8 protein-coding genes are annotated in these 11000 nt (G+C 57.9%); all 8 read left to right on the forward strand.

What is annotated here, in order from left to right; all coding sequences use genetic code 11:
- Positions 1–183: 183 nt before the first annotated feature.
- From GQO94_RS16915 to GQO94_RS16950, 8 genes are read left to right on the forward strand one after another with little or no spacing between them, the layout of a single operon-like run.
- Positions 184–804, forward strand: a complete 621-nt coding sequence (locus tag GQO94_RS16915; protein ID WP_198046014.1) for a restriction endonuclease subunit S — start codon at positions 184–186, stop codon at positions 802–804.
- A complete protein-coding gene (locus GQO94_RS16920) occupies positions 804–2312 on the forward strand; it encodes a type I restriction-modification system subunit M (protein WP_156842614.1) in 1509 nt (502 codons plus the stop codon). Before GQO94_RS16915 ends, GQO94_RS16920 begins: the two co-directional genes overlap by 1 nt.
- Positions 2312–3346, forward strand: coding sequence for a virulence RhuM family protein (locus GQO94_RS16925; RefSeq protein WP_156842615.1), 1035 nt, complete (start codon positions 2312–2314; stop codon positions 3344–3346). Before GQO94_RS16920 ends, GQO94_RS16925 begins: the two co-directional genes overlap by 1 nt.
- Positions 3343–4545: a restriction endonuclease subunit S gene (locus tag GQO94_RS16930; RefSeq protein WP_156842616.1), complete on the forward strand. Its 1203-nt coding sequence runs from the start codon at positions 3343–3345 to the stop codon at positions 4543–4545. The genes GQO94_RS16925 and GQO94_RS16930 overlap by 4 nt, the downstream gene beginning before the upstream one ends.
- Positions 4545–5612 carry a DUF4917 family protein gene (locus GQO94_RS16935; protein WP_156842617.1) on the forward strand — a complete coding sequence of 356 codons (1068 nt, stop codon included), beginning with the start codon at positions 4545–4547 and terminating at the stop codon, positions 5610–5612. Before GQO94_RS16930 ends, GQO94_RS16935 begins: the two co-directional genes overlap by 1 nt.
- Before the next feature lie 2 nt (positions 5613–5614).
- Complete coding sequence (locus tag GQO94_RS16940) at positions 5615–6952, forward strand: anti-phage deoxyguanosine triphosphatase (RefSeq protein ID WP_156842618.1); 1338 nt, start codon at positions 5615–5617, stop codon at positions 6950–6952.
- 2 nt (positions 6953–6954) lie between these two features.
- The gene (locus GQO94_RS16945; RefSeq protein ID WP_156842619.1) at positions 6955–10239 is read left to right on the forward strand and encodes a type I restriction endonuclease subunit R; all 3285 of its coding nucleotides are present in this window, start codon (positions 6955–6957) and stop codon (positions 10237–10239) included.
- Positions 10236–10961: a M48 family metallopeptidase gene (locus GQO94_RS16950; protein ID WP_156842620.1), complete on the forward strand. Its 726-nt coding sequence runs from the start codon at positions 10236–10238 to the stop codon at positions 10959–10961. Before GQO94_RS16945 ends, GQO94_RS16950 begins: the two co-directional genes overlap by 4 nt.
- The last annotated feature ends 39 nt before the right edge of the window (positions 10962–11000 follow it).

An 11000-nucleotide genomic window follows, 5' to 3' on the forward strand; every position in this document is an offset into this window, starting at 1 on the left:
GTCTCCGTTGCAGAATGCAAAGACCAGAAGCTGCCATTCCGATTTCTCAAGGGTATCGCAGATACGTCACCGAGATTGCACACGATCACAAAGTTAGGCCGCGCGCGCCACATTTCTAATGCGTCAAGCGCCTTAACGTAGGTGGGATTGACAAACTTCGTTCTCCAGCCCATCATGTGTCGCATGAAGTGCTTTGATGCATACGATACTGATGTTCTGGGTGGCTTCGCGTCAATCTCTGCAGGCTACCCTTTTCGCGGCAAAATCGATGCGCTGCCGGAAGGCGGGGTCGCCGTTATACAAATGCGCAACGCCGATCCTGATACTGGGATCGATTGGGATGGGCTTTCGCGCATTGAGCTGCCACGCCCATCCGCAAAAGCATTTCTCCGGCCCAACGACATCATTCTGTCCACACGCGGTGGGCGCAACTTCCCCTATTGCATCGAGGAACGTGACGAACAGGTCGTTTGCTCACCGCATTTCTTTGTCATCCGCGTCAGAACCGACGCGATCCTGCCCAAGTTTCTAGCTTGGCAGATGATGCAGAAGCCCGCGCAGGACTATTTCGCGGCGGGCGCGACAGGCTCCTACATCCTCAACCTCAAACGCGAGGTGGTGGAGAATCTGCCAATCACGATCCCGCCGCTCGCCCAGCAGCAACACATCGCCGATCTGGATGCAGCTATGCGAGGCGAACGCGCAATCCTGACCCAACTCATCGACAACAGAGCCGCCGAAATGACGGCCATTGCCCAGCAGCTGCTTGCACCTGCCTTTCAGCGCCCGGAACAGAGAGCATAATGAACGACCAGATCAAACAGGACGAAGTGAACAAGGCCGTCTGGGCTGCCTGCGACACCTTTCGCGGGACGGTCTCTGCCGATGTCTACAAGGACTACGTCCTCACTATGCTGTTCCTGAAATACCTGTCGGATGTGTGGCAGGACCACTACGATAAGTACCAGAAAGAATATGGCGATACGCCCGAGCTGATCGCCGAATTGATGACGAACGAGCGCTTCGTACTGCCCGAATCCGCCAACTTCACCACGCTCTACAAGGCGCGGCACGAGCCGGGCAACGGCGAACGGATCGACAAGGCGCTGCACGCCATCGAGGAGGCTAACGTCGGCAAATTGCGCGACGTGTTCCAGGATATCAGCTTCAACTCCAACAAGCTGGGTGAGGAGAAACAGAAGAACGACATCCTGCGCCACCTGCTGGAAGACTTCTCGCGTCCCGAGCTGAACATGCGCCCCTCTCGCATTGGCAATCTGGATGTGATCGGCAACGCCTACGAATTCCTGATCAAGAACTTCGCCGCCGACGCGGGCCGCAAGGCAGGCGAATTCTACACCCCCCCCGAAGTATCCGAACTGATGGCCGAGATCATGGACATGACCGAGGGCGAGGAAGCCTGCGATCCCACCTGTGGTTCCGGTTCGCTGTTGATGAAATGCGGTCGCCGCGTGCAGGCCAAGTTCGGCGGGTCGAAGAAATACGCGCTCTACGGCCAGGAATCGATCGGCAGCACCTGGGCGCTCGCCAAGATGAACATGTTCCTCCACGGCGAGGACAATCACCGGATCGAGTGGGGCGACACGATCAACAACCCCAAGTTGCTGGACGGCGATGACCGGCTTAAGCACTTTGATATCGTCGTCGCCAATCCGCCTTTCAGCCTCGACAAGTGGGGTGTCGATGCAGCGGAGAACGACAAGTTCGGGCGTTTCCGGCGCGGTATCCCGCCGCGCACCAAAGGCGATTACGCCTTCATCCTCCACATGATCGAAACCATGAAGCCCCGGACTGGGCGCATGGCCGTGGTGGCGCCGCACGGCGTGCTGTTCCGGGGGGCGAGCGAGGGCCGCATCCGCCAGAAGCTGATTGAGGAAAACCTGCTCGAAGCGGTGATCGGCCTGCCGGAAAAGCTGTTCTATGGCACCGGCATCCCGGCCTGCATCTTGATTTTCCGCAAGACCAAGTCGGATGACAAGGTGATGTTCATCGACGCGAGCCGCGAGTTCAAATCGGGTAAGAACCAGAACCAGCTTGATGACAGCAATCTGGCGAAGATCGTCGAGACCTACCGGGCACGCGAAACGGTCGACAAATACGCCTATCTCGCCACGCCCGCAGAGTTGGCCGAGAACGACTACAACCTCAACATCCCGCGCTACGTCGACACCTTCGAGGAAGAGGAGGAGATCGACCTGGTCGCCGTCCGCGCCGAGCGGTTGAAGCTCAAGGCTGACCTCGCCGCGCTGGAAGAGAAGATGGACGGCTATCTCAAGGAGCTTGGCTACTGATGGCGGGCGAGATCATCCAGTACCAGACGGAGGACGGCGTCACCGTCATTCGCCTTCAGGCGAGCGATGGCAGCGTGTGGCTGAGCCAGGCCGACATGGCCGAGCTGTTTCAGGTCACCTCGCAGGCGATCACTCAGCACATCCGGGCGATCTACGAGGATGGCGAGCTGGACAGCCAAGCAACCTGTAACGATTACTTACAAGTTCGAACCGAGGGCAAGCGCGAGGTTTCCCGCCAGATTGCGCACTACAACCTGCAAATGATCCTCGCAGTCGGCTTCCGCGTGCGGTCGCTGCGGGGGATGCAATTCCGGCGTTGGGCATCGGAGGCGCTGAGCGAATATCTGGTCAAGGGCTTCGTCATGGACGACGAGCGCCTGAAGGAACCGGACAACGACTATTTCGAAGAGCTGCTCGCCCGCATCCGCGACATCCGCGCGTCGGAAAAGCTGTTCTACAAGAAGGTGCTCGATATCTACGCAACCGCCGTGGATTATGACCCCAGAGCAGAGGCCAGCCAGCAGTTCTTCCAGACGGTGCAGAACAAGATGCACCACGCCGCACACGGCCAAACGGCAGCGGAAACCAAGCTGGCCCGCGCTGACAGCGCCAAGCCGATGATGGGGCTGACCAGTTGGCCCGGTGAGAAGCGGGGGCGGCCGCCCACCAAACAGGACGCGCAGGTGGCAAAGAACTATTTGGCGGACGACGAGATGGAGACGCTGAACCGCATCACCGTTGCCTTCCTGGAATTTGCCGAGGCGATGGCGAAAAACCGCAAGCCGATGCACATGGCCGACTGGATCGCCAAGCTGGACGATTTCCTGAAGCTGGGCGATCACGCGCTGCTCGATGGTGCGGGCAAGGTCACCGCTGATCGGGCCAAGCGTCATGTCGATGCCGAATATGACCGCTGGCACACCCGCGCGATCAACGCGCCGAGCGCGGTCGAGCAGCACTTTATCGAGGCCACCGCCAAGGTGAAAAAGCTCGCCGCTGAGCAGCCCGCCAAGGGCAAGGGCGGTGCGAAATGATTCCGGAGGGGTGGGAAATCGCCGCCGTTTCGGAAATCTGCAAACTGCAGAACGGACACGGCTTCCGTCCACCCGACTGGTCAGAAAGCGGCTATCCGATTATTCGCATTCAGAATCTGAATGGAAATCAGAACTTCAACTACTTTGCAGGCACGCCAGAGCAGAAGTGGCTGGTCCCCCCTGGTCAAATCCTGTTTGCGTGGGCGGGCACAAAGGGGGCGTCTTTCGGCCCCACAATTTGGAAGGGCCCCACTGGCGTACTTAACCAGCATATCTTCAAGGTTTTCCCCGCCAAGAACGTCGATAAGGACTGGCTTTACATCGCACTGCGACATGTAACCGATCGGATTGAAGCTAAGGCTCATGGCTTCAAAGCAACGCTCGTCCACGTCAAGAAATCGGACATCGATCAGCACAGCGTGTTGCTGCCCCCTCTGCACGAGCAGCGCGAAATTGCTGAAACGCTGGCAACGTGGGACCGCGCCATCGAGACGGTCGAGGCGCTGATCGCCAACGCCCGCGCGCAGAAGCAGGCGCTGATGCAACAGCTGCTCCCCCATGGCACCAGCCCACCCAAGAAACGTCTCGCCGGCTTTTCGGGGGAGTGGCGCACGTTGCGCATTGGTGATGTCACGAAGGAAATCTCCGAACGCGCTGGTGAAGAGGCTGGTTATCCGGTCCTCTCCTGCTCCAAATATGACGGAATGGTAGAGTCGCTGACCTACTTCAAGAAGAAGGTCTACAGCGACGATACTTCGAACTATAAGGTAATGCGGCGTGGCACTTTCGGCTTCCCCTCGAACCACATCGAGGAAGGGTCGATCGGCTATCAGGACCTGTTTGATGCAGGGATCGTCAGTCCAATCTATTGCGTATTCGTGACCGATGCACAGGTGGATGACGGCTTCCTCTACAAGCTGTTGAAGACCGACCGATACCGCCAGATTTTTGCAGCCGCGACCAACGCCTCCGTCGACCGACGCGGCAGCCTTCGCTGGAAGGAGTTCTCACGGATTCCCTTGCCCCTGCCTCCGCTGGCAGAGCAGCGCGCAATAAATGAAGCGGTCAATGCGGTGGCCGATGTTCAGCGCGGATACGAAGCCCAGCTCACCGCCCTCCGCCAAGAAAAGGCCGCGCTGATGCAGCAACTTCTCACCGGCAAACGGCGGGTCAAACTCCCAGAAAGCGAGGTGGCCTGATGCCGCTGATGACATTCGCAGAAGCAATCGAGGATTCCGAAAAGTACTCTAAGCGGCACCTGTTGCTCGGCAACGGCTTCAGCATCGCCTGCCGTGCTGACATCTTTCACTATGGATCGCTCTTCGCGCAGGCGGATTTCGCCCAAGTTCCCGAAGTCGAAGCCGTTTTCGCCGCTCTCGGCACGCAAGACTTCGAGCAGGCAATCCGCTCACTGGAAAACGCGGCCAGAATCTTGCCGCCTTATGTCCCAGATGGTGATGAGGCCATCACCAAGATGCTCGAGCACGCCAGTGCGCTGAAGGAGATTCTCGTCCAGACGATCGCCGGCAATCATCCCAACGTTCCGCCGGACATCCCCGATGCCAAGTTTTGGGCTTGTCGTCGCTTCCTCTCGCATTTCCTCGCCGGACCCAAAGCAGGGCAGGTCTTCACGCTCAACTATGACCTGCTGCTCTACTGGACGCTGATGCATGATGACATGCCGTTCGGCGATCCGATCAACTTGGCCAAGAACGATGGATTCGGTAACGATGAGGACGATCCCGATGCGGACTACGTCGTCTGGCAGGGCGAAACCGGCGCACATGATGCGCGTGTGCATTTCCTTCACGGTGCGCTGCACCTATTCGATTCAGGTGCAGAGCTGAAGAAATACACCTGGGTTCGAACGAATGTCCCGCTTGTCGATCAGGCCCGCGCAGCGATTGCTGTGGATGCGTATCCACTCTTCGTCGCCGAGGGCACCAGCGCGAAGAAGAAGGCGAAAATCCGCCACAACGCCTACCTCTACCAAGGCTTCAAGCAGTTCACCGCCAATGTGAAGCAGGGCCAACATTGCATGTTCGTATTCGGCCATTCGCTTGCGGCGAATGATGATCACATCCTTGTCAGGATTGGCCGAGGGCGCTTCAAAAAGCTTTACGTTGGCATCTTTGGCGATCCGCTCACAGATGACAACCAACGCATCATGGCGCGAGCCCACGAACTGGCCGCTATGCGACCTGCGAACTGGCAGCTTGGCGTTGAGTATTACGACGCTGTTTCCGCCAGCGTCTGGGGAACATGAGTATGAGCTGGAACGCACGACGTGAAGGCTGGACACCCCAAGTCGAGGATGCTCGCGAGGATGGGGACATCGATTATGCGCGGGTTATCCATTCAGCTTCATTCCGCCGCTTGCAGGGCAAGACACAAATCCTCAATCTTGGCGATAGCGATTTCTATCGCACCCGCCTGACCCACTCATTGGAGGTGGCGCAGATCGCTGGCGGGCTTGCCAAACAACTGGCCAAGAGCTTCCCCGAACACCCTGCCACTGCGCATCTGCCCGACCGGAGCATGATCCAGGCGATCGGCTGCACCCATGATCTCGGTCACCCACCTTTCGGGCATGGTGGTGAGGTGGCGCTCAATTACTGCATGCGTTCGCATGGCGGCTTCGAAGGCAACGGCCAAACCTTGCGTATCCTGTCCCGGCTTGAGAGCTTTTCGGCCAACGCCGGAGCAAACCTGTCTCGCCGCACCCTGATGGGCGTTCTCAAGTATCCCGTCGCTTTTTCGCAGGCGCGAAATCCGGCCATTGCGCCAAAGTTGTTCAGTGCCCCGACAACGCTGGACATCATCGATGATCAGGCCAGCAAGCCCCCCAAATGCTACCTCGATTGCGAACGCGATGTGGTGGATTGGATCATAAACCCGCTCTCCGAAGCAGAGCGCGAAGAGTTTCAGGCCTGCGATCTGAAGACCGGAAAGCACCATGTTCCGCGCCACAAATCGTTCGACTGCAGCATCATGGATGCCGCCGATGACATCGCTTACGGAGTGCACGACCTCGAGGATGCCATCGCGCTTGGCCTGATTGACAAGGAAACTCTCGCCTTCGCTTTGCAGGATAAGTGCCCCTCGTTTCTCGATGCCCTCAAGGAGAAATATCCCGACGAAAGCGCGAATGACGTTTTCACGCATATGGTCGAAGGCTTGTTCACCAACAGCGGTACACGCAAACGCTTCATTAGCAGGCTGGTGCACCACTTCATCACCGCTGCCGAGTACGAAGAGAAGGAGGTCTTTTCCGAACCTCTCATCCGCTACCACGTGGTTTTGAAACAGCCACACCGCGATTTCCTAAAGACGCTCAAAGACCTTGTCGCAGACGAAGTCATCCTCAGCCCCAGCGTCCAGCATCTGGAATTCAAGGGGCAGACAATGGTGGTTTCGGTGTTTGAAGCCTTACAGGCCGACCCGAAGCGCCTGTTGCCGCGCGACGCCTACGCCAAATTCACCGCAGCCCATGACGATCCGCGCATCATCTGCGACCATGTCGCTGGCATGACGGACACCTATCTCTTGCGTACCTATGAGCGGCTCTTCAGCCCCCGCATGGGTTCAGTGTTCGACAAGCTCTGACCATGACGATCACCCCCAACACCGCCGAACTTTACAGCTCCCATATCCCGGCCCTCGCAACGCTGGTTTCGCTGGGCTGGGATTACCTCTCGCCCGAGGCGTGCCTTGCCGCGCGCGGCGGAAATCAGGGTGTGGTGCTGCGCGATGTGCTGATAGAACAGCTGCGGAGGCGGACGTTCGACTACAAGGGGCGGACATATCCGCTTTCGACCAACGCGATCGAACAGATCGTCCGCGAGCTAACCTCGCCCGCGCTCAACGAAGGGCTGATCACCGCCAACGAGAAGCTCTACAACGCCTTCACGCTGGGCATCACCGTCACCGAATTCGTCGATGGGAAGAAGCATAGCGTCACGGTGCCGATCATCGACTGGGCGCACCCACTGGCTAACAGCTTTATCGCCAGCGAGGAGATGGAAGTGCTCGCTGTGCCGGGTACCCACACGCGGCGGCCTGATATCGTGGGTTTCGTGAACGGCATTCCGTTGCTGGTGATCGAGGCCAAGCGGCCCGACAGTGGCAATCCCAACAAGTCGATGGTGGACGAAGGGATCAGCCAGACGATCCGCAACCAGGGGCAGGAGGAAATCCCGCACCTGTTCTGCTATGCCCATCTGCTGCTCGCCATCGGCATGACCGATGGTCGCTATGGCACCACCAAGACTCCGCGCAAATTCTGGGCACAATGGCGCGAAGAGGAGTTTTCCGAGGATCACTTCCGCCAGATCAAGAATGCCGCGAAGGCGACCGATCCGCGCGTGGCTATCCTGAAAAACCATGTCCGCGAGGTGCGCGATCACTTCCAGCATCTGTGGAGCGACGATCAGGCCGTGACCGCGCAGGACCGCCTGCTGATCGGCCTCTGCACCCCGGAGCGTCTGCTGGAATTCGTTCGTTCCTACGTCTTGTTCGACCGCAAGGTGGACAAGATCGTTGCTCGCCATCAGCAATTTTTTGGCATCCGCGCACTGCTCGACCAGATAAGCCGGATCAAGCCCGATGGCGCGCGCGAAGGCGGTGTAATCTGGCACACCACTGGTTCGGGTAAAAGCTTCACAATGGTGATGATGTGCAAGGCGCTGCTGCTCCACGAGAAGCTGAAGGCCTGCCGCCTGGTCGTCGTGACGGACCGGCGCGATCTGGAAAAACAGCTGGCAGGTAACTTCCTGACCGGCGGCGCATTCGGTTCGGACATCGGCTCCAAAGATGCCGGTAAAGCCAAGGCGCAATCGGGCCGCGATCTCGCCAAGCGCATCGGCAAGGGCACCGAGCGGATCATCTTCACCATCATCAACAAGTTCGGCAGCGCGGCGCGCCACCCGGAATGCCGGAATGACAGCGCGGACATGATCGTGCTGGTCGATGAAGGGCACCGCAGCCAAGGCGGCGAGAACCATGAGCGGATGCGCAAGGCGTTGCCAAACGCCGCCTATGTCGCGTTCACAGGCACGCCGCTGGTAAAGGACGACAAGACGGCCAACAAGTTCGGGCGCATCGTCCACGCCTACACGATGAAGGACGCCGTTTCGGACGGTACGGTGACGCCGTTGCTCTACGAGGAACGCAAGCCGATCCTCGACGTGAACGAACGTGCGATCGATAACTGGTTCGAGAAGGTCACGGCTGGCCTTTCCGACGAGCAGAAAGGCGATCTCAAGAAGAAGTTCGGAACGAAGGGCGCAGTTTATGGCTCCGACGACCGGATTGCCCTGATCGCACTCGATATCGCGACTCACTTCAAGGAGAACTTCAAGGATCTTGATCTCGGTCTGAAGGGTCAGCTGGCGACCGATTCCAAGCGGTCAGCCATCCGCTACAAGAAGGCACTGGATGAAACCGGTCTGGTCAGCAGCGCCATCGTCATTTCGCCCCCTGATACCCGCGAAGGCCATTCGGAAGTCGATGAGGCAGAACTGCCCGAGGTGCTGCAATGGTGGAGGGAAAACGTCAAAGGCGACCCCGAGGATTACGAGCGCCAAGTTATCGAGGATTTCTCGACCGAGGGCCGACCCGACATCCTGATCGTGGTCGACAAGTTGCTCACCGGATTTGATGAGCCGCGCAACGCTGTCCTCTATATCGACAAGAAGCTCGAACAGCACAATCTGATCCAGGCCATCGCCCGCGTGAACCGGCTGCATGAGCAGAAGAAGTACGGCTTGCTCATCGATTATCGGGGCATTCTGAAGGCGCTGGATACCGCGCTCACGGAATATCAAGACCTCGCAGAACGCACGCAAGGCGGCTTCGATCTCGACGACATTGAGGAACTCTATGCCGATGTCTGCACCGAGTATAAGCGATTACCCGGCCTCCACGCTGACCTTTGGATGCTCTTCAAACCAGTCAAAAACAGGGCTGATATCGAGCAGTATCGGCAGCTGCTGGTGCCGCAGACCCGCGAGAGCGAGGATGGAACACCTATCGACCTGAACCAGAAGATCAGGGAGGATTTCTACGAAGCCCTGACAGCCTACGGCATGTGTCTGAAGATCGCCCTCGGATCGCGTTCGTTCTTCGAGGACACGTCGATCACGGAAGGGCAGATTGAGCAATACAAGCGCGACCTCAAGTTCTTCAGCAACCTTCGCAAGATTGTGAAGCAGGACGCACAGGAAGCCGTCGATTACAGCGCCTACGAGGATCAGATCAGGCGGCTGGTCGATCGCTATGTTGTGGGCGAGGACGTGGAGAACGTGGACGGCGTTCTGATCGTCAACCAGCTTGGGAATCAGCAGGCCGCCGAAACCTGGTCCCCTGAGAAAACACGCAACGAAACCGACATCATCCGCTCCAGAGTCCGAAAGACGATCGAGCAAGAACTGGCTGACGATCCCTATGCGCAGCTGTTCTTTTCGGACCTGCTCAAGCGGGCCATTGCGGAAGCATCAGCGCTTTTTGACCACCCCTATAAGCAATACATCCTGTTCAAGGATTTGGAGGACAAGCTCGCCGCTAAGAAGGTCGATGACCTGCCCAAACGCCTCGAAGGTCACCACCATGCGAGCGCCTATTTCGGGATTATCCGGTTGGAGATTGGCGACGCGGTCGCAAACGGGGACGAACAGGAAGAATTCATCCGGGCAGCGCTGGATATGGAAAAGTCCGTCGAGAGCGCCATTGCGGAAAACTCGCTGAACCCGGCAAACATTGAAGCGGCCATACGTAAGGCTTTGTTGTCGCGCCTCTTCCGCCTGACCGGCTTGGACAAAGCAAAGGTCATTACTGAGAAGGTTGTAGAGGTAACCCGCATCGGACTTGCTCGTGGCAGTGGCGCAAAAACATGATTGTCCGATACGGCGATCACGAGGTCTCGTGTCTCGTTCGACAAACCGCTGCTGTCACGGGCCGTATCCGCATCCACGTCTACCCCAACGGTGATGTGGAAATTGAAGCTCCAAAAGATAAGGAAGCTGATCAGATAAGGGCGGCGGCCCAGCGACGTGCAAGATGGATTTTTCAGCATCGGAACGCAGCCATTGCCGCGCGACGAATGGCGCTACCGCGCGAATATGTAAGCGGCGAAACCCACTTCTATCTTGGTCGGCGGCACAAGCTCATTGTCCATGAGAGCAAAGCGCATCGCTCGGGAGTCAAACTCTTGAAGGGCAAACTCAAAGTTTCGCTGCCAGTGGCGGATCGAGCCGCCGTAAGACGCAGACTGAATGCATGGTATAGTGATCGCGCCACCGAATATTTGAGCAAGAAGGTCGGCGAAATCTCGGAGCGGTTGAGTTGGATTAACGCCCTGCCACCATTCAAGCTTATGCGTATGAGAACGCAATGGGGAAGCTGCTCGCCCGAAGGGGTTATCTACCTGAACCCTGCACTCATAAAGGCACCACGTCACTGCATCGAATATGTCATTTTACACGAGCTCTGCCATCTGATCGAACATAACCACAGCAAGCGATTTTTCGATTTGCTCACTAGGCACATGCCCGACTGGAAGACTGCAAAAGGGGAGCTAGACTCGCTTGCCGAGTTAATCTTGGCAGGGAATGAATGATCGGCAAAGTTTCGGACGCACCCCGACCTTCTGAACGGC

Origin of the sequence: Novosphingobium aquimarinum (genome assembly GCF_009746585.1) — a bacterium.
In the GTDB taxonomy this organism is placed as follows: Bacteria; Pseudomonadota; Alphaproteobacteria; order Sphingomonadales; family Sphingomonadaceae; genus Novosphingobium; species Novosphingobium aquimarinum.